A 21,511-nucleotide genomic window follows, 5' to 3' on the forward strand; every position below is an offset into this window, starting at 1 on the left:
GCGGATTACTTGGGCGCCAGGGTCAGGATCCACTTCACCAGTTTCTTGGCGTCGGTTTCCTTGATGGCCACCTTGTTGGGGGGCATCGCCAGGCCGCTGACCTTGTCCTTCCAGTGGCTGCCGTAGGGGTTGGAGCCTTCCAGCACCACGCGGGTCAGGAAGACGTCGGCGCCCGGCTTGCCCTTGTACATCTTGGCGACATCCTGCCAGGCCGGGCCGATGGGGGCCATGCCGTTGGGGCCGGGGGTGCCGGACTCGATGGCGTGACAGGTCAGGCAGCCGCTCTTCACGGCGAGGGCCTTCATGTCATCGTCGGCGGCTGCCGCAGCGGTCGTGGCGACCAGGGCCAGCATCACCGGAACGACGGTGTTACGTAAGGCAAACATGTTTCTTCTCCTTGGCTAAAAATCGAAAGACACCCCGAGCGAGCCCGGCAGGGGCGACCGACTGGCCTGCCCCCACCGCACCGTCAGGTGCATCTGCGTTAAATCCGTGTTCCCGCCCAGTTTCCGCCGGATCGGGAACGCCTGCTTGTGAATCGTCTGCTGGCCTGGGCAGCGCCTGCGGGTGACCGCTTCGGCCCGCATGGCGAGCCCTCAGACCTGGGCCAGGGGCAGGCACAGGCGCACCTGCAGCCCGCCGCCCGGGGCCTCGTCGAACCAGCACGAGCCCCCCGCCATCTCGGCCCGCTCGCGCATGCCGAGCAGCCCGCCACGCGAGCGCCGGACGATCTCGCTGGCCTTGCCCACGCCATTGTCGGCCACCGTCAGCTCCACCGCCTTGCCCACCTCGCGCAAGGTCAGCCGCACCTGGCTGGCCACGCTGTGGCGCAGCACGTTGGTGAGCGCCTCCTGCACCGTGCGATACAGGGCCAGCCCGGCCGCCGGCGGCAGCGCCGGGAGGGATTCGGGGAAGGCCGCCTCGATACCGATCTGCGGCGCCCGGCCGCGCCAGCCGCTCACCAGATCGTTCAGGGCGTCCATCATCTGCAGGCCCTCGAGGCCGTGGGGGCGCAGCTGGGACAGCAGGTTGCGCACCTGGGCGAGCATGCGGGTGGATTCGTTGCGGATGTCCCGCGCGCTGTCGGCCAGATCATCCGGCGACGCCCGGCCGGCGTGGCGTTCGATGTAGGCGGCGGAGACATTGACTGCCGTGAGCGACTGGCCGAGCTCGTCGTGGAGCTCCCGGGCCAGCTCGCGGCGCTCGTTTTCCTGCAGCTCAAGCAGCTGGCGGGCAAGCTGCTGGCGGGCCTGACGGGTTTCGGAAAGCTCGCCGGACATGCGCTCGATGGCGCTGGCGATGCTGGCAAACTCCTTCAGCCGGAAGGCCGGCAGGCTCACCCGGCCTTCGTCGCGGCCCACCCGGGCGAGGCCGTCTTCCAGCTCACGCACCGGCTTGAGCGCCCGATGGGCAGCCAGCCAGGCCACCACCGCCATCGCCAGGGAGAACACCAGCAAGGTCGCCATGATGCGGGCGCCGTCACGCAGGATTTCGTGGATTTCGGCGCGGGCATCGGCGCGGATCACCAGCGTGCCGTCGCCCAGGGGAATGCGCCGCTCATGGATCTCGCGGCCGTCGAGCAGGTAATCCACCAGCGGTTCCATCAACCCGCCGCGGGCGGGCGACAGGCCCTGCTCCAAATTTGAACGCTCCACGTGGAGCGCAACGTGTCGTAACTGACCACCTGCCAGCAGGGCTTCCAGGTCGCCCGCGCGGGATTCCGGCGCGGCACTCACTGCCAGCATGGTGTTCACCAGGCGTGTCGAGGCAGCCATTTCCTCGGCCACATCCTCGCGCAGCGCCAGTCCAACCCACGCCGCCGCTGCCAGCAGCAGCGCGAGGGCGAATCCGAGCACATAGCCGAACAGTCGCCAGCGTAGATCCATGGGTGTCTCCCCTTATATTCCTTTGGGAGTAATCAGAGCAAGGCATGTGCCAGCCCGCCGGCATGAGCGCACCACACCGTCCGCGCGGCCAGAATGAAGAAACCGCCGCTTCCGGCTGGAAGACGGCGGTTCCGGCGAAACCCGTGCGGCCCGTCAGCGGGCAGCCAAGGCGGCAATCACGGCATGCAGATCTGGCCGGTGACGGCGGACGGTGCGCCAACGGTGGTGCCCATCACGTTGAGGTGGCCGCTGACATTGGCAAAGGCGCCCTTGCCATCGGAGCCGGAGATCAGGATCTGCTCGGTCATCAGCTTGGGCACGACCTGGCCGGTGGCCGACAGCTGGGGCTGGATCACCACCACGTCGGTGGTGTAGATCGCGGTACGGCGAGCCCCGTGGCCCAGCCACATGGTGGTGCGGGCAGTCTGGACGATCTGGCGCGGCAGCGGCGAACCCACGGCCGGCACCGCCACCGGCGCCACCGTGGCCGGCGCACCGGGCACCAGGCTGGCCATCGGCTCGACGGTGTTGCCCGCATAGCCCGTCGCCACCGGGAAGCCGGCCAGGGACAGCTGGACGCTGAAGCAGTCACCACCGAACAGCGAGGCCGGCGTGCCCGGCTGGGCCACCGTCCGGATCGTGCAGGCCGCGTCGGGCAGCAGTCTGGCCGTGCCGATCACCGGCACGCAGACGGCGCCGGCAACGCTGGAGGCAAAGGTGAGCAGCAGGGGAAGGGCGAATTTCGGGGTCATGCGAATGCTCATGAAATGATCTCCGGTGTCGGATGAGGGGAAAACGAAAGCGTACCGGAGCTATCGTAGCGATTCATGGCGAACAACCCAAATTGGGTGGCGGCGCATCTCGACGAGGCAGGCGCGCCTTTGTCGTTCGAACTGCCCGGCAAGCGGGTCAACCTGCGGGGCGCCGGACTCAAACCCGAGGAGACGGCCGCGAAAGACGGCAAACCGGCATCCGGCAGCACCACTTAAGACTCTCTTAAGCCAGATGGGGGATGATGCGGGGTGTATCCAGCCCCCATCATCCCCATGCCGTCCATCGCCCTTCGCCCGCTGCTTGCTGCCGTTGCCCTTGCCGGCCCTGCCTTTTCCGCCATCGCCCTTGACCCGGCCTTCATCGCCATCACGCCTTCGCAGGGGCAGGCGCTGGGGGTTTCGACCCAGCGGGTGGTCGCCGGCAGCAGCGCCGCGGCGGCGGGGCTGCCGGCCACGGTGAGCATCCCCAACAGCCAGGTGCGGGTGATCGCCGCGCCGCTGGCCGGTGTGGTCGAGAGCCTCGAAACCGCGCCGGGGATGACCGTGAAGAAGGGCCAGCTGCTGGTGCGGATCTCCAGCCCCCAGGCCCTCGAACTCCAGCGCGACCGCCTCCAGGCCGACGCCCAGGCCACCTTCTCGCGCCAGACGCTCGCCCGGGACGAGCAGCTCTACCGCGAGGGCCTGATCGCCGAATCGCGCCTCCAGGCGAGCCGCTCCAATGCCGCCCAGAGCGCCGCCCAGGCCGCCGAGCGCCGCCAGGAGCTGGCCCTTGCCCAGCACAGCGGCGGACAGACCCTGTCCCTCGTCGCCCCCATTGCCGGCAGCGTGCTGGAGCAGCAGGTGAGCGTCGGCCAGCGGGTCGAGCAATCCGCACCGCTTTACCGTATCGCGCGGCTCGACCCCCTGTCGGTCGAGATCCAGGCCCCGCTGGCGGTGGCCAGCCAGGTGAAGGTGGGCACGCCGCTGCGGATTCCGGCCACCGGCGCCCGGGGCGAGTTGATCGCCATCGGCCGGGCCGTCGATCCCACCACCCAGAGCGTGCTGCTGCGCGGCCTCGTCACCCACGGCGCCGACGGCCTGCGCCCGGGTCAGGCCACCGCTGTCGATCTCGACCTGGGCAACAAGGGCACCACCGGCAGCGCCACGCTGCAGGTGCCGGCCAGCGCGGTGCTCCGCCACGACAACAAGCAGTGGGTCTTCGTGGCCGCCCGCGACGCGGCGACCACCGGCTACCGGGCGATCCCGGTCAATGTTGCCGGCCGCCTCGGCGACACCAGCCTGGTCACCGGCCTGCCGCCAGATGCCACCGTGGTCACCAGCGGCGTCGCGGCCCTCAAGGCCACCTGGCTCGGCATCGGCAAGGAATGAGGGCAACGCCCGCCGCCGCCGCGGCGCCCCGCACCACGCCCAACCCCTAGCGACTCACCCCGAGCCCCGACCCCATGCTCTCCCGCCTCATCGAGTTCTCCCTGACCCAGCGCCTGCTGGTGCTGGTCGCCACGCTGCTCCTCATCGGGGCCGGCGTGGTGGCCTGGCAAAGCCTGCCCATCGACGCCTTCCCGGATGTCTCCACCACCCAGGTCAAGCTCATCATCAAGGCCCCGGGCATGACGCCCGAAGAGGTCGAGTCGCGCATCACCGTGCCCATCGAGCAGGAGATGCTGGGCATTCCCCACCAGCGCATCCTGCGCTCCACCTCCAAGTACGCGCTGGCCGACGTGACCCTCGACTTCGACGACGGCACCGACATCTACTGGGCCCGCCAGCAGGTGGGCGAGCGCCTCGCCAACGTGATGGGCAACCTGCCCCCCGGCGCCACCGGCGGCCTCGCGCCGATCACCACGCCGCTGGGCGAGATGTTCATGTTCACCATCGAGGGCCCGATCTCGCTGGAAGACAAGCGCACCCTCCTCGACTGGACGATCCGCCCGGCGCTCCGCACCGTGCCCGGCGTGGCCGATGTGAACAGCCTGGGCGGCGAGGTACGCAGCTTCGAGGTGACGCCCGATCCGGCCGCCCTGGCCGCCCGCGGCCTCAACCTCGGGCAGCTCGCCGCCGCCCTCGAAGCCAACAACCGCAACGATGGCGCCGGGCGCCTCTCGGAAGGCGAGGAGACCCTGCTGGTGCGCGCCGAGGGCGCCATCCGCAACCTCGACGACGTGCGCGCCATCGTGCTGCGCGGTGAAGGCGGCGTGGTCCGCGTGGGCGACGTGGCCGCCGTGCGCATCGGCGCCCTCACCCGCTACGGCGCGGTCACCCGCAGCGGCGAGGGCGAGGCGGTGGAAGGCCTGGTCCTCGGCCTGCGCGGCGCCAACGCCGGCAAGGTGATCGAATCGGTGAAGGCGCGCCTCACCGAGATCGCGCCGCAACTGCCGCCGGGCGTCAGCGTCGTCCCCTTCTACGACCGCAGCGAGCTGGTCGGCCGCGCGGTGCATACCGTCTCCAAGGCGCTGATCGAGGCCATCGTGCTGGTGCTGGTGCTGCTGCTGGCCTTTCTGGGCAACCTGCGTGCGGCGCTGGTGGTGGCGCTGATGCTGCCCCTGGCGGCGCTGGCCACCTTCATCGCCATGCGCGCGGTGGGGCTGTCGGCCAACCTGATGAGCCTGGGCGGCCTCGCCATCGCCATCGGCATGCTGGTGGATGCGGCGGTGGTGGTGGTCGAGAACGTCGAGACCCAGCTCTCCGAAGGTGGCGCAACCAGCCGGCAGCCCCTGCTCCATCTGGTCTTCCGGGCGACCCGCGAGGTGGCGGCCCCGGTGGCCTCGGGCATCCTGATCATCGTCATCGTGTTCCTGCCGCTGCTCACGCTGGAAGGGCTGGAAGGCAAGCTGTTCGGCCCGGTGGCGCTGACCATCGTGTTCGCCCTGTCGGCCTCGCTGGTGCTGTCGCTCACCGTGGTGCCGGTGCTGGCGTCCTTCCTGCTCAAGCGTGGCGACGCCCACGAGCCCTGGCTGATCCGCAAGCTCCAGGCCGGCTACGCACCGCTCCTCGACTTCGCCCTCACCCGCGGCCGGCTGATGGCGGGGATCGCCGGCGGGTCGCTGGTGGCCGCCGGGTTTGCCTATCTGGCCCTGGGCAAGACCTTCATGCCCACGATGGACGAAGGCGACATCATCATGCAGCTCGAGAAGCTGCCCTCCATCAGCCTCGCCCAGACCATCGCCACCGACCTGCGCGTGCAGCAGGCGGTGATGCAGCAGGTGCCCGAGGTCAAGGCCATCGTCGCGCGCTCCGGCTCCGACGAGCTGGGCCTCGACCCGATGGGCCTCAACCAGACCGACACCTTCCTCGTCCTCAAGCCCCGCGACGAGTGGCGCGAGCCGGACAAAAACTGGCTCGCCGACCAGTTGCGGGCGGTGATGGAGAACTTCCCCGGCATCGCCCTCACCTTCACCCAGCCCATCGACATGCGCGTCTCCGAGATGCTCACCGGCGTGCGCGGCGATCTGGCGATCAAACTTTACGGGCCCGATCTGCCGACCCTCAACCAACTGGCCACCCAGATCGAGGCGGTGGTGAAGGCCGTGCCCGGCGCCGAGGACACCATCACCATCCGCAACGAGGGCGTGCAGTACCTCAAGGTGCAGGTGGATCGCCTCGCCGCCGGCCGCTTCGGGCTCAATGTCGAGGACGTCCAGAACAGCCTGCGCAGCCTGCTCGAAGGCCGCATCGCCGGCACGGTGATCGAATCCGGCCGCCGCGTGCCGCTGCTCATCCGCGGCCCCGGCAGCCTGCAGAGCGACCCGGACGCCTTCGCCGCGATCCGCATCACCACGCCCGACGGCCACAGCCTGCCGCTGGCCAGCGTCGCCCGCATCGAGCGCATCGACGGCCCGGTGAAGGTGGACCGCGAGAACGCCCAGCGCTACGCGGTGATCCAGTCCAACGTGCGCGACCGCGATCTGGTCGGCTTCGTCGATGAGGCCAAGGCCGCCGTCACCGCCAAGGTGCCGCTGCCTGCCGGCTACCGCCTCGCCTGGGGTGGCCAGTTCGAGAACCAGCAGCGCGCCGCCGCCCGCCTGGGCGTGGTGGTGCCGGTGGCCCTCGGGCTGATCTTCGTGCTGCTCTTCTCCACCTTCGGCTCGGTGCGCCAGGCCCTGCTGGTGCTGGCGATGGTGCCCTTCGCGATGGTCGGCGGCGTCTTCGCGCTGGCCATTTCGGGCGAATACCTGTCGGTGCCCGCCTCGGTCGGCTTCATTGCGCTCCTGGGCATCGCGGTGCTCAACGGGGTGGTGATGGTCACCTACTTCAACCAGCTCCACGCCCGGGGCATGCCCATCGGCCAGGTGGTGGTCGAAGGCGCCAGACGCCGCCTGCGCCCGGTGCTCATGACCGCCAGCATCGCCGCCCTGGGCCTGGTGCCGCTGCTCTTTGCCACCGGCCCCGGCTCGGAAGTCCAGCGCCCCCTCGCCATCGTGGTGATCGGCGGGCTGGTCAGCGCCACCGCCCTCACCCTGCTCCTGCTGCCGCTGCTGTACCGCCGCTTCGGCATCGCCCCTGCCGCCCCCACCGCCCAATGAGCCCAGACACGTCCCCCGTCGTCCTGACCCTCGTGATGCCTGCCGAGGTCGAGGACGCCCTGATCGACACCCTGCTCGAACACCCCGAGCTCGCCCCCGGCTTCACCACCGATGCCGTCGAGGGCCACGGCGAGCGCATCCGCTTCGTCGGCACCGCCGAGGAAGTGCGCGGCCGCGCCGCCTACTGCCGCGTCCAGCACGTCACCACGCGGGACGCCGCCGAGGCGCTGCTGGCCATCCTGCGCAAGCGCTTCGCCGGCAGCCGGGTGTATTTCTGGATCACCCCGGCCCTTGCCTTCGGGAGGCTCGAATGAAGCGCCGCCTGCTTGCCCTGACGCTGGCCGCCCTGCCCCTGTGGGCCCACGCCGCCAACCCCGCCGACGCCCCCGATCTGCCGCCCCGCGCCCAGGTGCTGGACGCCGTGCTCGGCAGCCCCCAGGTGCGCGCCGCCGGATCGCAGATTTCGGTGGAAGAAGCCCGCAGCCGGCGCCTCGAAGCCGGCAACCACGAATGGACCCTGCGCCTGATGGACCAGCAGCGCCGGGTGCGGCCCGCGCCGGCCGGCCGCTACAACGAATGGGAAGTGGGCGTCGAGCGCGCCGTGCGCCTGCCGGGCAAGCTGGATCTCGACCGCCAACTCGGTGCCGCCGGCATCGCCAGCGCCCGCATCGCCCGCGGTGACGCCCTCCACGAAACCAGCCGGATGCTGCTCGCCAACTGGTTCGACTGGCTGCGCGAAAACGCCGCCGCCGACCAGTGGCGCCGCCAGCGGGACATCCTCGCCCGCCAGGCCCAGGTGGTGCAGCGCCGGGTCGAGCTGGGCGACGCCCCGCGCCTCGAACGGCTGCAGGCCGACGCGGCCCTCGCCCAGGCCGAAGCCCAGCTGGCCCAGGCCACCGGCCGCGCCCAGGTGGCCGCCGAATCCCTGCGCCGCCTCTACCCCGCCCTCACCCTGCCGCCCAGCGTGCCCGAAACCCCGCCGACCGCGGTGGATGACGATGCCGCCGGCTGGGTCGCCGCGATCCTCGAACACAACCACGAGCTGGGCGTGGCCCGCTCCGAGAGCGCCCGTGCCCGCATCGGCGCCAGCCGCACCGACGCCGAACGCCGCCCCGACCCCACCGTGGGCGTGCACGCGGCCCGGGACAAGGGCAGCGAAGAGCAGGTCGTCGGCCTCAGCCTCCTCATCCCGCTCTCCGGTGCCGGCCGCCGGGCCGACGCCGACGCCGCCGTCGCCAACGCCGAAACCGCCTCGTGGCGCGAGGCCGGCGTGCTGCGCAAGGTCGAGGCCGAAGCCGCCGCCCTGCATCGCCGCGCCCGCGCCGCCTGGGCCGGCTGGCAGAGCCAGCAGGCCGCCGCCGACGCCCTGGGCAGGAGCGCCGACCTCACCGAACGGGCCTGGCAGCTGGGCGAAGGCAGCCTCACCGACACCCTCAACGCCCGCCGCCTGGCCCACGAAGCGCGCCTCGCCGCCCGGCTGGCCGGGCTCGACGCCAGCGAAGCCCGCTACCGCCTGCTCCTCGACGCCCACCGGCTATGGCCGCTGGACATGGACGCCCACGACGACGACCACGATCACCCCTGACAACCCGCCCCCGGCGAGTGCAGCCCGATCCGGTTGCCCTCGCTGTCGGCAAACATCGCGATGAAGCCGATCTCCGGGCTGATCTCGGTCTTCGGCATCAGCACCGTGGCGCCAGCCTCCACCGCCCGCGCCAACGGCACGGCGAGGTCGTCGCCGCCATCCAGATAGATCACCACCCCGTGGTCGCCGGGCTTGCCGTCGGGGCAGGCTATCAGGGCGCCGCCGGTGGCCGGGTCGGTGTACGGGAACACCGCCATGCGCATCCCGCACATTTCCTCCACCTTGAGGGTGATGGCAAAGGTGGCTTCGGAAAGGCCCGGTCCAGGTCGGTGACGGGGATTTCAAACCAGTTGATGAGTCGTTTCATGGTGCGCTCCTGAATGCAGGTTGATTGGAGCCACCATTCTGGCTGCCCCCTCCTGACACCCTTCCGTCAGGAGCCTGCCCGCATCCCCCGGCCAGCCGCGCTATCCTGACAGCCTTGTGTCAGGAGCCCCCTCATGCGCCGTGCCGACCGCCTGTTCCAGATCGTCCTGCTCCTCGACCGGGGCCGGGCCGTCACCGCCCGCGAGCTGGCCGATGCCTTGCAGGTTTCCGAGCGCACCATCTACCGGGATGTCGCCGACCTCTCCCGCTCCGGCGTGCCCATCAGCGGCGAGGCCGGCGTGGGCTACCTGATGCGGCCCGGCTACCGCCTTCCGCCGCTGATGTTCGACGCCGACGAGCTCGCCGCCCTCGCCCTGGGCAGCCGGATGGTGCAACGCTGGGCCGACCCGGCCCTCGGCCGCGCCGCCGAGCGCGCCCTGCTGCGCATCGAATCGGTGCTGCCCAAGGCCCTGCGCCACGACCCCGCCCGCGACGCCCTGCTGGTGCCCGGCTTCCGTGTGCCCGAGGCCATGCGCGCGCCGATGACCGAGCTGCGCGAAGCCATCGCCGCCCACCGCAAGCTGCGCATCGCCTACACCCGAGCCGACGGCGCCGCCAGCGAGCGGATCATCCACCCGGTCGGGCTGGTCTTCTGGGGCGAGACCTGGACCCTCGGCGCCTGGTGCGAGCTGCGCGGCGACTTCCGCAGCTTCCGCCTCGACCGCATCGCCAGCGTGGCCGCCCTCGACGCGCATTTCGACGGCGACGGCCTGCTCGGCCGCTACCTGCACGCTGCCCAGCAGCAGGACGACTGCGACGGCGCCACGTATTGACACCATCCGAAGCTACCCAAATGGCGTAAGTCGTGCCAGAATCCGTTCCCGATTTCATTCGAATCAGCACGACGTCCGATGAGCACCTCCGACGCCAATCACTGCCTCGACTGCGGCGCCTGCTGCGCCTTCTTTCGTGTTTCGTTCTACTGGGCCGAAGCCGAGGCCCGGGGCATTCCTGCCGACCTGACTGAGCCGATCAACCCCCGCTTCAGCTGCATGGCCGGCACCAACCAGCGGGCGCCCCGCTGCGACGCCCTGGCCGGCGAGGTCGGCCAGCGGGTCGGCTGCACGATCTACGAACACCGCCCCGCGCCCTGCCGTGAAGTGCAGCCCGGCGACGACCAATGCAACAAGGCCCGGGCCGGCTACCGCCTGCCGGCGATCGAGGCCTGGTGCTGGCAATCGCCCATCCCTGCCGGCCTCACCGATCCGCTGCCCCACGGCGCCGACATCCACACCCCGCCCCCACCGGCCGACTGACACGCCTTCGCGCAAGGCACAAAAAAGCCCCCCGCCCGCCGGCTTGAACCGGCGATGCGGGGGGCTTTCTGACGTCGGCGGTCAGCCGGCGTCGACAGTCCGGGCGATCAGCGCCTTGATGGCGTCGGCGTCCACATCCATCACCTCGACGCGCTGGGGCAGCGCCTCGATGTTCTCGAGGCCGGCCGGGCGGGCAGGCTTGCGACCGAGGGCTTCGACGATGGTCTCTTCAAACTTGGCAGGCTGGGCGGTTTCCAGCACCAGCGTGGGCACGGCCGTGTCGCGCAGCTCAAGCGCCACCTTGAGGCCGTCGGCGGTGTGGGTGTCGATCACGGTGGCGTACTTGTCGTCGGCCAGGCGGATCGTCGCCAGACGGTCGGCGTGGTTGCTGCTGCCGGACACGAAGCCGTAGTCACCGATCTTGGCAAACTCCGGCGAGGCGGACAGATCGAAGGCGCCGCCAGCGTCAACCTTGCTCCACAGGGCGCGCACGGTGTCGCCGCTGCGGCCCACCAGATCGAACACAAAGCGCTCGAAGTTGGAGGCCTTGGAGATGTCCATCGACGGGCTGGAGGTGGCGTGGGTTTCGGCGGTGTTTCGCGGGCGGTAGATGCCGGTGCGGAAGAACTCGTCGAGCACGTCGTTCTCGTTGGTGGCGAGGATCAGCTTGGCCACCGGCAGGCCCATCTGGCGGGCGATGTGGCCGGCGCAGATGTTGCCGAAGTTGCCCGACGGCACCGCGAAGGAAACCTGCTGGTCGTTGTTCTCGGTGGCGGCGAAGTAGCCCTTGAAGTAATAGACGATCTGGGCGGCAACGCGGGCCCAGTTGATCGAATTGACGGCGCCGATCTTGTACTTGGCCTTGTAGGCGTGGTCGTTGGAGACGGCCTTCACCACGTCCTGGGCGTCGTCGAACATGCCGCGCACGGCGATGTTGAAGATGTTCTCGTCCTGCAGCGAGTACATCTGGGCGCGCTGGAAGGCGCTCATCCGGCCGTGGGGCGACAGCATGAACACGCGCACGCCGTGCTTGCCGCGCATGGCGTATTCGGCCGCCGAGCCGGTGTCGCCGGAGGTGGCGCCGAGGATGTTGATCTGCTCGCCGCGCTTGTCGAGCACGTACTCGAACAGGTTGCCCAGCAGCTGCATCGCCATGTCCTTGAAGGCGAGCGTCGGGCCGTTGGAGAGCTCCAGCAGGCCCAGCTTGCCCGGCTCCAGCCAGTGCACCGGGGTGATCTCGACGGCCTTGGCGTCGTCGCGCACGTAGCCGTAGACGTCGGCGGTGTAGGTCTTGTCGCAGATGGCCTTCAGGTCGGCGGCGGGGATGTCGTCGATGAAGCGCGACAGGATCGCGTAGGCCAGTTCGGCGTAGGAAAGCTTGCGCCACGCATCCAGATCGGCGCGGGTGACCTGCGGGTAGGTCTCCGGCAGGTAGAGGCCGCCATCCGGCGCCAGGCCGCCAAGCAGGATGTCACAGAAGGATTGGGGGGCAGACTGGCCGCGGGTGGAGATGTAGCGCATGGTTCTCGCCGAAATGAAAAACGAAAACATTGGAAGATAGCACAGCCGGCGGGCCTTGACCGTGCCGGGCTCGGCGGCCCGGGGTTCAGCGCGTCGATCGCGTCCCCAGAAGCCCCATCACCAGCACGCCAGCAAACAGCAGCACACCCGCAGCCAGCAGCAGCGCACCGGCCGCCACGCCCGCCGTCAGCAGGCCGCCACCGGCCAGGAACAGCGCCGTGCGTAGCGCGCCAAAGCGCACCAGCCTGGCCCGCAGCTGTGCCCGCGGTGGCGTCGCCGGCCCCGGAAAGCGCCAGACCGGCAGCAGCTGCGACAGCGCGCCCGTCACCAGCGGCAGCAGGAAGAGCGCGAAGAAACCCGTCACCGCCGGCCGCCCTGGCATCCCGCCGAGGCCGTGGGCAAGGCCCGCCGCGATCACCGCCAGCAGGCCCAGCCCGGCGCCAAACAAGGCCACCGCGGCGCCATCGTTGATGATCCGCCGGGCGCCGAGGGTCTTCAGCCAGCCGGCCAGGGTGTGGATCACCACGCCAGCCAGCACCAGCGCCCCCAGCGGCGCCAGCCAGTGGGCGAGCCCCGCCAGCGCACTCGCCACCACGCCACCAATCGCCCACGGCAATTGCCGGCGCAGACGCAGCGCGGCCTGGGGATCGGGCATGCCGAGGGCGGTGGGCATCAGCACATGCAGCGTGCCCACCGCCGCCAGCCCGATGAAACCGAGCGTGTTGAGGTGCAGATGCGCCAGCCGCAGCGCGGCGTAGCCCGCCGGCCACAGCAGCCCGGCGAAGATCGCCACCAGCGCCGTCAGCAGGCAGGCCAGCGAGGCCTTGTACCAGGCGAGGCCCGGATGGGGCTTGCCGAGGCAGGCCCGGCCGCGCCGGAAGGTCCAGCCGAGCATCAGCCCGGTCGCCACCAGCCCGGCGAGGATCGCAGGATGCAGCCCCCAGCCGGGCATCGCGCCGACCAGCACCGCCACCACCAGCGCGCCGGCCGCCTGCATCACCAGCGGCAGCCGGTGGATCATCGGCTCCACGCCTGGGCTGCGGGTGAGCACCGGCACGAAATGCCCCATCGCCGCAAAGATGAGCGGCATCGCCCCCAGCGCGAAGGCCGCGTGGGCCACCGCCGCCGGCGGCGCGCCCGCCACCGTCAGCCCCACCGCCAGCGCAAAGGCCGCCACCGCACTACAGCCGAGATAAATCAGCACTGCCTGCTCCTGTCTTTCGTCCCTGCGCCATCAGACCGGATTGTCCGCCAGGAACCACCGATCCGACCAAACCCACATCAAGGCCGACCGCCGCAAAGCCCGGCAGACTGCCGGCTCCACCGGCCCCCAGCAAGCCATGCCTTCCGTCCGCCAAGCCCTTCACGACTTCGCCCGGCGCTACCTGTTCGCCGACGCCGCGTCCATCTCGCCCCCCGAACGCCGCCGCAGCACCCTGGCCGCCCTGCTTGGGGTGATGATCTTCGAGGGCGTGCTGTTCGTGCTGCCGGTGGCCCCGGAGGCCCGTCGGCTGCTGGCGCCGCTGGGCGCCACCTCGGTGATCCTCTTCGTGCTGCCCCACAGCCCCCTCGCCCAGCCGTGGTCGGTGATGGGCGGGCTGATGCTGCCAGCGCTGGTGGGCTTTGCCAGCGGCCACTGGCTTCCCGACGCGTATCTTGCGGTGGGCGCCGCGGTGTCGGTGTCGGTGTGGCTGATGGCGCGGCTGCGCTGCATCCATCCGCCTGGCGGCGCGATGGCGATCGTGATGGCCGGCGCCGCCGCCCAGGGGCTGGATGCTGCCACTAGCCTGGGTGCCGCGGCCTGCAACGTGGCCGCCATGCTGATGGCCGCCACCGCTGTGAACAACCTGATCCCCGGCCGCCGCTACCCCCTGTGCTCGCCGCCGGCCGCCGCGCCGCGGCCAACACGCCCCAGCCCCGCCGGCATCCGCCAGCCCGACATCGCCGCCGCGCTGGAGGAGATCGACGCCTACCTGGACGTGAGCGAGGACGACCTGACCCAGGTCTTCCAGCGCGCCGCGCGCCACGCCTTCCACCGCCATGTGCTGCTCACCTGCGGCGACGTGATGACCCCGGCGCCGGTTCAGGTGGATTTCGCGACCGAACTGAACGAAGCCTGGCGCCTGATGAACCGCCACAATCTGGCGATGCTGCCGGTGATCGACCGCAGCCGCCGGGTGATCGGCCTGCTGCGCCTGGAGGATTTCCTGCGCCACGTGGAGCCGGACGGCTCCCGCGGCATCGGCGACAACGTGCGTCGCCTGCTGCGCCCGACCCTCGGCACCCACTCGAACAAACCCGAGGTTGCCGGCCAGATCATGCTGACGCCCGGCCTTGGCCTGCAGTGCGTGGGTACCACCGACGGCATCGCCGTGGCCGCCGACCTGCTGGGCGCCGGCGGGCAGACGGGCGTGCCGGTGGTGGGCGACGACGGCCGGCTGGCCGGCATCATCACCCCCGCCACGATGACCGCGGTGCTATTGCAGCACGAGGCGCTGGATTACGTGCGGGGCGACGACGGCATCACCCGCCCCGCAATTTGATGCATTTCCAGCAACAATTAAGCCTTCATTGCTGCCGAAAATGAAACATCAGGCGACCTTGGCAAAATCGATCACGATCGCGCCCGGTTCGCGCTGCTGGTAGGTGATCGTCACCTTCTCGCCGTAGCGCTGCTGCAGCTGGCCCAGCAGCGGGATCGGGTCGTGGTCGTTGCAGAAACGCATCGTCTCGCCGGGCATCAGCGCGTCCAGCGCACCGAAGATCGCCGCGTGGCGAAAACGCTTGGCAATGCCGCGAGCGTCGAAGGGATACAGGGCTTCCGGGGTGGTGTGGTTGCAGACGTGGATGGTTTGCATAGAGGCGCTCCTGGGGTGTCGATAAAGTCCGACTGAATTTGTCGGGTATCGCCAGTTTGCCGCTCCGCGCACCCGAATTCCTTGATCTGGATCGGGTTACGTGCAGGCTCCGTCACCACGCTCCAGCTTCTGCCATGATCGGACACGGTCAGCGTGGACGGAAAACATGCGCGCGCAGCCTGCTTCGGATGCGCCCCTGAAAAACAAGAAGCCGCCCGAAGGCGGCCTCTTGTCACTATCTTCAAACTGCCGCGCACTCGCTGAAGTTGCGCCGAGTCATTTTCGTGTTGGCGGAAGCTCAGGGATTCGAACCCTGGAACCCTTTCGGGTTGCCGGTTTTCAAGTTTTGCGTAGGCAGGCTTTGCCCAGCTTTAAGGCACTATCGTAAGCCTTACGCTCCTTTGTAGGTCAAGCACTTAGCGTCGTTTGCCGTTTTGCGTCACTTGTCGTAACTTTACGCGGAGCGCTTACGAGACGCTTATGAGCGCCGGAATTGATGCGGCCGGCGACTGCGCCAACAGTCCCGACCGCGTGGTCAACCTCCTTACCTACCAAGGAAGCCAACGTGAAGATAGTACCCACAACAGCGCCCGTCAGCGAGGTGCAGCATGCCTAAGCTGACCAAGACCTACATCGACAAGCTGACCGCACCAGCCGACAAAGAGGCGTTCCACTGGGACACCGAAGTCAAGGGCTTTGGCTTGCGGGTCACGCCTACCGGCAAGATCACGTACATCGTGCAGGGGCGCGTAAACGGTAGCTCGCCCCGTATCAGCATCGGCCCGCATGGGGTCTTCACTGTCGATCAAGCCCGTGAGGTTGCCCGCGAGCACCTGCGCAGCATGCGCATGGGCATCGACCCGCGCGCCGTTGCCAAAAAGGAAGCCGCCCAGCGTGTCACGTTGCGCGACGTGGCCGATGCCTACAAGCGTGACCGCCCGTTGAAGGACAGCAGCAAGGCAGAGATTGAACGCCATGTGACCACGACCTTCGAGGCATGGCTCAAGAAGCCGCTCAAGGACATCACGCGCGAGATGGTCACGAAGCGCTTCAACGAGGTCAAGACCAAGGGCACGCGCGGCGACGGGCCAGCCCCTGCCCAAGCTAATCAGTCAATGGCGGTGCTTCGCGCCTTGTTCAATTACGCCATCCGCGAATACCGCGAGCCGGACGGCGCACCCGTGCTGACGGATAACCCCGTCGATGTTCTCTATAAGAAGTGGGTGCCGCTCAAGCCGCGCACCAGTCGCGTGCCGGACAGCAAGGTCGGCGCGGTTTGGTCATTCCTCGTCCAGTCCCGCGATCAAGCCTACAACCGCGACACGCTGGCAAGCCTTGATCTTGTGATGCTGCTCCTGCTCACTGGTCTGCGCATCGGGGAATGCAGCGAACTGACATGGGATCGGGTCAATCTTGAGGAAGGCTGGATTCACATTCCCGACCCGAAGAACAGCAACCCCGTCTGGCTGCCGCTATCCACGCAGGCGTTGCAGTTGCTGACCACACGCCAGCGCGTCAAGGGAAGCCCGTTCGTGTTCTCGTCCTGGGGCAAGTGCGGGCACATTAAAGACCCGCGCGACACCATGAAGAAGGTCAGCGAGGTAGCGGGCACCAAGATCACGCCGCACGACCTGCGCCGCACCTTCACGACCATCGGCATCGCTAATTGCGGCATCGACTTGCACAAGGTCGAATTGCTGACAAACCATGTACCCAAGGGCGTGACCGCGCGCCACTACCTTGAAACTTCGCACCTGCAATATCTCAAGCCAGAGACGCAACGGATATCCGATTGGATCGAAGAACAGGCAAGCAAATTATCCAACATGGCCGCGTAAAGTGGTGTTAGGGTAACGCCAACTTAGCCAGTCCCGTGCAACGCGGGGCGGCTCGGTGCCGGAGACGGGGCACCTAAATATCCGTCTCCGTTAGCCGGTGGAGCAAGAGTAACCAGCCTCCCAGGACCCGGACACCCCACCCCGTCGGGCAGGTGACAACATAAATGACGGCAAGCACTCGTCTTGCCTGACGCTCCCTATTGCATGCGCTGGCAAGGCACAGTCTGAGGACTACTTGCCATGACCACACTTTCCGTACTCAGCCCCGATCTGCTGACGAACGAAGAAGCTGCCGCACTGCTCGGCATCAAACCCAATACCCTTGAAATCTGGCGCACGAAGGGCAAAGGCCCGGAGTTCGTGAAGCTCGGGCGTACCAAGTCCGCGCCCATTCGTTATCAGCGCCCCAGAATTTTCGAGTGGCTGGAGCAGCAATCCTTCAGCAGTACCAGCGCCTACGCGCCGAACGCCAAACAAGCTGTTTGACGGTCTTGGCGACGAAAACCCAATGCAGCCTCGCAACTTGCCCACCCCGCACACCCGCCGATAAGCGCTGCGTAATTCCATCAAGAAAAAAGCCACCGGGTCGGGGTGGCTTTGAAGAGGAACAACTGCAATGGACAAACACACTTTAGGGCATGCCGGTTCAGGCGGCTCGGATATTTCGCAGGCGGCGCAGCAGCCGCTACAGCGCGACCAGCACGCGTGCCAATGGGGTAGCGGCGGCCAGCATGCAAACGCAGCCCCAGCCGCTCCGCAGCCGCCCGCGCTCCCGTGGCTTGCCTCAGCCCAGCAGCGAAATCCGCACCTGACCCCGGAGGTTGCGCAGGAGCAAGCAAAGGCTGAAACCGCCAAGGCGTTAGTTGAGGCGCAGCGCGAAGCGACCAAGGCAGAGGAAACGCGCCTCAAGCAAGAGGAGGTGAAGCTCAAGCGCGACATGCTCAAGAAGGGCTTGGGTATCGAGGACAGCACGAACGGCCCCCGGTCGCTTGTTGGGCGCACGCTCAGCACCGTGCAGATGCGCGCCATCGACTGGCTGTGGACTGGCTGGATTCCGAAGGGGTACATCACACTTCTTGCAGGCGAGACTGGCGCGGGGAAATCGACAGTGCTGGCCGACGTTACTGCAAGAGTGACCACAGGGGCGCCGTGGCCGGGCGAGTATCAACCGCGCCAGCCGGGCCGCGTCCTATGGCTTGGCAGCGAAGACAGCATCGAGGAAATGACTGCGCCGCGTCTGGTGGCGTGCGGCGGCAACCTAAATCATGTCATCGAGATTCAAGGCGTGACGCAACAAGGGAGGCGCAACACCTTCTCCATGCAAGATGACCTTGGCGAGATTCGGCGCTGGCTGGTGGCTGCGAGGGATGAAGGATTCCCATTCTCCATGCTCGTCATTGACCCTGTGACCAGCTACCTGCCCGGGCAGAAGCTTCGCAAGGTTGATCTGAACGACGCGGGACAACTCCGAACCGTTCTTGAGCCTTGGCTGGTTCTCGCGCAGGAGCACAACATCGCTATCGTCTGTGTCACCCACTTTGCCAAGGACACGACGCGATCCATGCTCCATCGCGTGCTCGGGTCTGCTGCATTCACGCAGACCTGCCGTAGCCTGATGGCGATTGTCAGCCGGGAGGACGACGGCCCCCACGCCAAAGCGATGGTGCAGGTAAAAGTGAACCTACCGGAGCATCCGGACGGCTCGTGGAAGTTCAGCACAGTGAAAGTCGATGTTGCAACTGACCCGCGCAATGGCAAGCCCATCAGCGCGACGCGCCCGAATTGGGAGGAACTAGATAGCGCGCTGACCCCGCAAAGCATGGTCGGCAACGCGCGCGGCCCCGTTAGCAAGTACGAAGCGGCGTTCGGTATGTGGCTCAAGGCGTACTTCCTGACCACACGAGCGAACCTGTGGCAACCCATTCCCCAGGTCAAGCAGGCCGCGCTGTCAGCGTCAGTAGTCAGCGAACGTTGGTGGAACGAGCACAGCGGCAGCTACTTGGAAAAGCGGAACGTCGGAGGGGTTTGGTACTGCTCCCCGAAGAATCTGTATGCAGAAACTACGTAATGTGGGGAATGTGCGTACTGTGGGGCCAAGGTGGGGAATGTGGGCATTGGTGCCCCCACCGACCACCATGGCACCACCCTACAGGGTTTCCTTACGCATGCGCGGGCGCGCTGTCGCTGGTCTGTCTCGCAATGCTGTTGAATTTTCGCCAGACGTAAAACTCGCAGGCCACGTTGTTCTCGTTCCAGCCGTGTTGAGGTGCGGCGGCTTTCGCTTCCTTGATCGTCGCTGTGGGGTTCGCATCCAGCCATGCCCAGACGGCGGCGCACAGGCCGCCATCCTTCGGGCGCTTAACCCCGTTTTGCTCGATGCGCGGCACCTTCGGGGCGGCTGCTTTCTTTGCCTTGCTTGTGGTCACCCCCTGCACGGCGACAGGGGCGGCTACAGGCACGCTTTCGGTTGCGGTCGCCGGTGGGGTATTGGCCGCACCCTGCGCCGCGCCTGCGGGCGGCTGTTTCGCCTTCCAGCCGAAGCGCACCTCGTCGCCGTTCTTATGCACGGAGATTTCCACCAGTTCGGCGGGCACCCCTGCGGCAACGCCAGCGCGGCGGGCGTTCTCGCGTTTCGTGTAGGTCTTGGCTTCCATGTCATTGCTCCTGTGTGGGTTGATGGAGGCGTATTGCAGGACAGGTCTCCGAGACTCGGCAACGACTTTTTGGATGCACGCGACAACGAACGAATAACGCTGAATTACTTGTTCGACGCATGCAAGCTTTTGTTTTCCTTGCGGACCTTCGCTGATCTTTCGCAGCATGCAAGCAATGCGTAACACAACGCGCCTAATCAAAGGAACTGTTCATCATGCCGACCGCGATTGATGCACGTATCACGTCTTCTTTGCATGCCGAAACCCTCAAGGCGATTGAGGGGTACGACGAGGAACTTACCGCCCCGATTCTCGCATCAGCACTGGAAGCGCTGGACGACGCTTACGTGACGCTCGGCAAGCTGCACGATGCGCGCGATGCGGCAAAGAAAAATCAAGCTTGGACAGAAGGGCAGCAGGTGCTAGCCGTATCTGATGCCGCATGGAAACAACAGCAGCGCCTCGCCAAGAAGTTCGACAACGTGCGCACCACGCTGGACAAGCAAATCGCACATTTCGAGCAGGAGTTGTCGCAGCCGCTCGAATCCCGCGCCGCAGTGACCATCGCTGGCGAGGTGCGAAGGTTCGTCAAAGACATGCCGGTTGAAGAGCGTCACAAGTTCGTGCGGCAGGCAATCGACGACGGTGACCACATCACCGTCAGCGCCGTGCTCGGTGCGCCTCCTTACCTGTCCGGTTTCGATGCGAACTTCCAAGAAACCTATACCCGCATGTGGTGGGAGCGCACGACGCCGCAACTGGCAACGAAGCTCAAAGCAGTGCGCAACGCCAAAGCCGTTATCGAAGAACGCGGCGGGCTGCTCTTCAAGGAGATCGAGAAATCTATGGGTTCGACCTGGGCCAAGGTCAACGAGCTCCGCCATGGAAATGACAAGGCACTGACCGCTCTCAAATTCGGCGAATGAGCCTGATCGACGCTTGATGACATCAAAGGGGTTCATCCGATGACCGAGATAGTTCAACCGGACTGGTTGAAGAGTTACGCGCCCAACACCGAACCGCCAGCAGGCAATCCGAACTGGAAGAAAGGCATGTCGAGCCCGAATCCGACCGGACGCCCTCGCGGCATAGTGGACAAACGCACCCGCGTGACACAAGCGCTGATGGACGACGCGCCGAAGATTGCCCGTGTGGTTATCGACGCTGCGCTTGCCGGAGACGTGCAGGCTGCGGGGCTGGTGCTTTCGCGGGTCGCTCCTGCCTTGCGTGCACAGACCGAGCGTGTGGAGTTCGACTTTGACGCCACCGCGCCTGTCGCCCAGCAGGTCGAACAGGTTTTGCAAGCCATCGCTGACGGCAAGGTCGCGCCTGATGTGGGCAAGCAAATAATCGAAGCAATCGGGGCGCTCAGTGCCGTCCGTGCTGTGGACGAACTCGAGAAGCGCCTGCAAGCACTGGAGGAAAAGAACTAATGAGCATCATCGAAACAAAACGGAACCATGTCACCGCACTCGAGCCGCTGCCGGAGGACTGCATCGTCATGACACGTATAGGTAAGGCACGAGTATTCCAACCCATCACCGAATACGACGCTGCAGTGCGCGACTCGGTAGGTCTGGCGGATCACATGGAAGCTCACATAGATGTCGTGCCGATGGGAATCGACGACTTCGTACGGATCAAATCTGGCCTGACCTTGGAGCAGTTCATTCGCACGCTGCCCAGGGCGGTGCTCGAAGAACTGCGGCAGGACAGCATCAACGGCTGTGCAGAAGCGGTTCGCTACTGCGATGACCCAGCAGTTCGCGCACAAGCTGCCGCAGTGCTTGTCAAACTAGGAGTCGTTAAGTGAAAAACCTTCATGCAGATCCACGCGAGAACGCGCCCGAAAGCACTCCTCCCACCCAGGAGGAACTGAAGCTGATCCATCACCACCGCATCAAGGCACAAGCAGACCGGCAAACCATGTCCGACTTGAATCTACTCCGGACGATGAAATTAGGCGAGGCGCTGCACAAGCTGAAGGACTGACCACATGGCAAACACGCGGGGAATGCTGGCACGGTTGCGCAAGCTGGAGCGAGCCAACGGGCCGCCCCTGTTCAAGTTCATTGGCTCGCCGGAAGAGTTTGAAGCACATGCGGAGACAGGCATCGCGGCAGGTTGGTACGATCCGCGCGACATGCCACTTGTGCTGAAGGCTATCCGGCGTTGGCTGATCGATTGGCTCTAG

Annotated in this window: 24 protein-coding genes and 1 tRNA gene; 16 read left to right on the forward strand and 9 right to left on the reverse strand. The window is 67.1% G+C overall.

The annotated features are described in order from the left end of the window. Window positions 1-5: 5 nt before the first annotated feature. The 3 genes from GH681_RS02045 to GH681_RS02055 all read right to left on the reverse strand — a co-directional run bounded on the left by GH681_RS02045 (window position 6) and on the right by GH681_RS02055 (window position 2,650). A complete protein-coding gene (locus GH681_RS02045; protein ID WP_153159787.1) occupies window positions 6-386 on the reverse strand; it encodes a c-type cytochrome in 381 nt (126 codons plus the stop codon). A gap of 210 nt (window positions 387-596) precedes the next feature. Beyond that, window positions 597-1,886 carry a sensor histidine kinase gene (locus GH681_RS02050; RefSeq protein ID WP_153159788.1) on the reverse strand — a complete coding sequence of 430 codons (1,290 nt, stop codon included), beginning with the start codon at window positions 1,884-1,886 and terminating at the stop codon, window positions 597-599. A gap of 176 nt (window positions 1,887-2,062) precedes the next feature. Then, entirely contained in the window at window positions 2,063-2,650 is a 588-nt protein-coding gene (locus GH681_RS02055) for a hypothetical protein (RefSeq protein WP_153159789.1), read from the reverse strand. Window positions 2,651-2,713: 63 nt separating this feature from the next. On the opposite strand from GH681_RS02055, the gene GH681_RS02060 reads away from it, so the two are divergent. The 5 genes from GH681_RS02060 to GH681_RS02080 all read left to right on the forward strand — a co-directional run bounded on the left by GH681_RS02060 (window position 2,714) and on the right by GH681_RS02080 (window position 8,764). After that, window positions 2,714-2,875, forward strand: coding sequence for a hypothetical protein (locus GH681_RS02060; protein WP_153159790.1), 162 nt, complete (start codon window positions 2,714-2,716; stop codon window positions 2,873-2,875). Between the two features lie 57 nt (window positions 2,876-2,932). Continuing rightward, on the forward strand, window positions 2,933-4,027 hold the full coding sequence (locus GH681_RS02065; RefSeq protein WP_153159791.1) for an efflux RND transporter periplasmic adaptor subunit: 1,095 nt from the start codon (window positions 2,933-2,935) through the stop codon (window positions 4,025-4,027). Window positions 4,028-4,101: 74 nt separating this feature from the next. After that, window positions 4,102-7,179: an efflux RND transporter permease subunit gene (locus tag GH681_RS02070; protein WP_153159792.1), complete on the forward strand. Its 3,078-nt coding sequence runs from the start codon at window positions 4,102-4,104 to the stop codon at window positions 7,177-7,179. After that, window positions 7,176-7,493: a DUF3240 family protein gene (locus tag GH681_RS02075; RefSeq protein ID WP_153159793.1), complete on the forward strand. Its 318-nt coding sequence runs from the start codon at window positions 7,176-7,178 to the stop codon at window positions 7,491-7,493. The genes GH681_RS02070 and GH681_RS02075 overlap by 4 nt, the downstream gene beginning before the upstream one ends. After that, complete coding sequence (locus GH681_RS02080; RefSeq protein ID WP_153159794.1) at window positions 7,490-8,764, forward strand: TolC family protein; 1,275 nt, start codon at window positions 7,490-7,492, stop codon at window positions 8,762-8,764. Before GH681_RS02075 ends, GH681_RS02080 begins: the two co-directional genes overlap by 4 nt. Here the strand turns inward: GH681_RS02080 and GH681_RS02085 are convergent. Further along, complete coding sequence (locus GH681_RS02085) at window positions 8,755-9,036, reverse strand: VOC family protein (protein WP_228111743.1); 282 nt, start codon at window positions 9,034-9,036, stop codon at window positions 8,755-8,757. The genes GH681_RS02080 and GH681_RS02085 overlap by 10 nt on opposite strands. Before the next feature lie 228 nt (window positions 9,037-9,264). Between GH681_RS02085 and GH681_RS02090 the strand changes: the two genes are divergently transcribed. Both GH681_RS02090 and GH681_RS02095 read left to right on the forward strand, forming a co-directional pair. Next, window positions 9,265-9,963 (forward strand): YafY family protein, encoded by a 699-nt coding sequence (locus GH681_RS02090; RefSeq protein WP_153159795.1) that lies wholly within the window; start codon window positions 9,265-9,267, stop codon window positions 9,961-9,963. Between the two features lie 78 nt (window positions 9,964-10,041). Next, on the forward strand, window positions 10,042-10,446 hold the full coding sequence (locus tag GH681_RS02095) for a YkgJ family cysteine cluster protein (protein ID WP_153159796.1): 405 nt from the start codon (window positions 10,042-10,044) through the stop codon (window positions 10,444-10,446). An 81-nt stretch (window positions 10,447-10,527) separates the two neighbouring features. Here the strand turns inward: GH681_RS02095 and thrC are convergent, their stop codons facing one another. Beyond that, a complete protein-coding gene (gene thrC / locus GH681_RS02100) occupies window positions 10,528-11,967 on the reverse strand; it encodes a threonine synthase (RefSeq protein ID WP_153159797.1) in 1,440 nt (479 codons plus the stop codon). 85 nt (window positions 11,968-12,052) lie between these two features. Beyond that, window positions 12,053-13,171: a hypothetical protein gene (locus tag GH681_RS02105; protein WP_153159798.1), complete on the reverse strand. Its 1,119-nt coding sequence runs from the start codon at window positions 13,169-13,171 to the stop codon at window positions 12,053-12,055. 136 nt (window positions 13,172-13,307) lie between these two features. Between GH681_RS02105 and GH681_RS02110 the strand changes: the two genes are divergently transcribed. Then, complete coding sequence (locus GH681_RS02110; RefSeq protein ID WP_153159799.1) at window positions 13,308-14,510, forward strand: HPP family protein; 1,203 nt, start codon at window positions 13,308-13,310, stop codon at window positions 14,508-14,510. 48 nt (window positions 14,511-14,558) lie between these two features. Here GH681_RS02110 and GH681_RS02115 read toward each other — a convergent pair whose 3' ends face one another. Further along, a complete protein-coding gene (locus tag GH681_RS02115; protein ID WP_153159800.1) occupies window positions 14,559-14,825 on the reverse strand; it encodes a DUF2249 domain-containing protein in 267 nt (88 codons plus the stop codon). A gap of 288 nt (window positions 14,826-15,113) precedes the next feature. Next, window positions 15,114-15,220 (reverse strand) — tRNA-OTHER (locus GH681_RS02120). Window positions 15,221-15,433: 213 nt separating this feature from the next. On the opposite strand from GH681_RS02120, the gene GH681_RS02125 reads away from it, so the two are divergent. From GH681_RS02125 to GH681_RS02135, 3 genes are all read left to right on the forward strand, one after another. Next, the gene (locus GH681_RS02125) at window positions 15,434-16,663 is read left to right on the forward strand and encodes a tyrosine-type recombinase/integrase (protein ID WP_153159801.1); all 1,230 of its coding nucleotides are present in this window, start codon (window positions 15,434-15,436) and stop codon (window positions 16,661-16,663) included. Window positions 16,664-16,903: 240 nt separating this feature from the next. Beyond that, window positions 16,904-17,149, forward strand: coding sequence for a helix-turn-helix domain-containing protein (locus tag GH681_RS02130; protein ID WP_153159802.1), 246 nt, complete (start codon window positions 16,904-16,906; stop codon window positions 17,147-17,149). Window positions 17,150-17,279: 130 nt separating this feature from the next. Next, entirely contained in the window at window positions 17,280-18,731 is a 1,452-nt protein-coding gene (locus GH681_RS02135; RefSeq protein ID WP_153159803.1) for an AAA family ATPase, read from the forward strand. A gap of 91 nt (window positions 18,732-18,822) precedes the next feature. Here the strand turns inward: GH681_RS02135 and GH681_RS02140 are convergent, their stop codons facing one another. Further along, the gene (locus GH681_RS02140) at window positions 18,823-19,485 is read right to left on the reverse strand and encodes a hypothetical protein (RefSeq protein ID WP_228111744.1); all 663 of its coding nucleotides are present in this window, start codon (window positions 19,483-19,485) and stop codon (window positions 18,823-18,825) included. Window positions 19,486-19,532: 47 nt separating this feature from the next. Here GH681_RS02140 and GH681_RS02145 point away from each other — a divergent pair, with 47 nt between their 5' ends. Genes GH681_RS02145 through GH681_RS02165 form a run of 5 tightly spaced genes read left to right on the forward strand, consistent with a single transcriptional unit; the run spans window position 19,533 to window position 21,511 of the window. Continuing rightward, a complete protein-coding gene (locus GH681_RS02145) occupies window positions 19,533-20,243 on the forward strand; it encodes a hypothetical protein (RefSeq protein ID WP_153159804.1) in 711 nt (236 codons plus the stop codon). A 39-nt stretch (window positions 20,244-20,282) separates the two neighbouring features. After that, entirely contained in the window at window positions 20,283-20,750 is a 468-nt protein-coding gene (locus GH681_RS02150) for a DUF5681 domain-containing protein (RefSeq protein ID WP_153159805.1), read from the forward strand. Continuing rightward, window positions 20,750-21,130 carry a hypothetical protein gene (locus tag GH681_RS02155; protein ID WP_153159806.1) on the forward strand — a complete coding sequence of 127 codons (381 nt, stop codon included), beginning with the start codon at window positions 20,750-20,752 and terminating at the stop codon, window positions 21,128-21,130. Before GH681_RS02150 ends, GH681_RS02155 begins: the two co-directional genes overlap by 1 nt. Further along, window positions 21,127-21,309: a hypothetical protein gene (locus tag GH681_RS02160; RefSeq protein WP_153159807.1), complete on the forward strand. Its 183-nt coding sequence runs from the start codon at window positions 21,127-21,129 to the stop codon at window positions 21,307-21,309. The genes GH681_RS02155 and GH681_RS02160 overlap by 4 nt, the downstream gene beginning before the upstream one ends. Window positions 21,310-21,313: 4 nt before the next feature. Further along, on the forward strand, window positions 21,314-21,511 hold the full coding sequence (locus GH681_RS02165; protein WP_153159808.1) for a hypothetical protein: 198 nt from the start codon (window positions 21,314-21,316) through the stop codon (window positions 21,509-21,511).

It is taken from the genome of Zoogloea sp. 1C4, from assembly GCF_009469605.1.
In the GTDB taxonomy this organism is placed as follows: domain Bacteria; phylum Pseudomonadota; class Gammaproteobacteria; order Burkholderiales; family Rhodocyclaceae; genus Zoogloea; species Zoogloea oryzae.

What these genes read in the sequence shown, in the direction of transcription:
- GH681_RS02050 (WP_153159788.1), bottom strand. Translation starts at nt 1,886, where the DNA reads ATGGATCTACGCTGGCGACTGTTCGGCTATGTGCTCGGATTCGCCCTC.
- GH681_RS02055 (WP_153159789.1), bottom strand. Translation starts at nt 2,650, where the DNA reads ATGAGCATTCGCATGACCCCGAAATTCGCCCTTCCCCTGCTGCTCACC.
- GH681_RS02150 (WP_153159805.1), top strand. Translation starts at nt 20,283, where the DNA reads ATGACCGAGATAGTTCAACCGGACTGGTTGAAGAGTTACGCGCCCAAC.
- GH681_RS02065 (WP_153159791.1), top strand. Translation starts at nt 2,933, where the DNA reads ATGCCGTCCATCGCCCTTCGCCCGCTGCTTGCTGCCGTTGCCCTTGCC.
- GH681_RS02095 (WP_153159796.1), top strand. Translation starts at nt 10,042, where the DNA reads ATGAGCACCTCCGACGCCAATCACTGCCTCGACTGCGGCGCCTGCTGC.
- GH681_RS02145 (WP_153159804.1), top strand. Translation starts at nt 19,533, where the DNA reads ATGCCGACCGCGATTGATGCACGTATCACGTCTTCTTTGCATGCCGAA.
- GH681_RS02155 (WP_153159806.1), top strand. Translation starts at nt 20,750, where the DNA reads ATGAGCATCATCGAAACAAAACGGAACCATGTCACCGCACTCGAGCCG.
- GH681_RS02140 (WP_228111744.1), bottom strand. Translation starts at nt 19,485, where the DNA reads ATGCTGCGAAAGATCAGCGAAGGTCCGCAAGGAAAACAAAAGCTTGCA.
- GH681_RS02090 (WP_153159795.1), top strand. Translation starts at nt 9,265, where the DNA reads ATGCGCCGTGCCGACCGCCTGTTCCAGATCGTCCTGCTCCTCGACCGG.
- thrC (WP_153159797.1), bottom strand. Translation starts at nt 11,967, where the DNA reads ATGCGCTACATCTCCACCCGCGGCCAGTCTGCCCCCCAATCCTTCTGT.
- GH681_RS02115 (WP_153159800.1), bottom strand. Translation starts at nt 14,825, where the DNA reads ATGCAAACCATCCACGTCTGCAACCACACCACCCCGGAAGCCCTGTAT.
- GH681_RS02085 (WP_228111743.1), bottom strand. Translation starts at nt 9,036, where the DNA reads ATGTGCGGGATGCGCATGGCGGTGTTCCCGTACACCGACCCGGCCACC.
- GH681_RS02110 (WP_153159799.1), top strand. Translation starts at nt 13,308, where the DNA reads ATGCCTTCCGTCCGCCAAGCCCTTCACGACTTCGCCCGGCGCTACCTG.
- GH681_RS02070 (WP_153159792.1), top strand. Translation starts at nt 4,102, where the DNA reads ATGCTCTCCCGCCTCATCGAGTTCTCCCTGACCCAGCGCCTGCTGGTG.
- GH681_RS02045 (WP_153159787.1), bottom strand. Translation starts at nt 386, where the DNA reads ATGTTTGCCTTACGTAACACCGTCGTTCCGGTGATGCTGGCCCTGGTC.
- GH681_RS02135 (WP_153159803.1), top strand. Translation starts at nt 17,280, where the DNA reads ATGGACAAACACACTTTAGGGCATGCCGGTTCAGGCGGCTCGGATATT.
- GH681_RS02130 (WP_153159802.1), top strand. Translation starts at nt 16,904, where the DNA reads ATGACCACACTTTCCGTACTCAGCCCCGATCTGCTGACGAACGAAGAA.
- GH681_RS02165 (WP_153159808.1), top strand. Translation starts at nt 21,314, where the DNA reads ATGGCAAACACGCGGGGAATGCTGGCACGGTTGCGCAAGCTGGAGCGA.
- GH681_RS02075 (WP_153159793.1), top strand. Translation starts at nt 7,176, where the DNA reads ATGAGCCCAGACACGTCCCCCGTCGTCCTGACCCTCGTGATGCCTGCC.
- GH681_RS02060 (WP_153159790.1), top strand. Translation starts at nt 2,714, where the DNA reads ATGGCGAACAACCCAAATTGGGTGGCGGCGCATCTCGACGAGGCAGGC.
- GH681_RS02125 (WP_153159801.1), top strand. Translation starts at nt 15,434, where the DNA reads ATGCCTAAGCTGACCAAGACCTACATCGACAAGCTGACCGCACCAGCC.
- GH681_RS02080 (WP_153159794.1), top strand. Translation starts at nt 7,490, where the DNA reads ATGAAGCGCCGCCTGCTTGCCCTGACGCTGGCCGCCCTGCCCCTGTGG.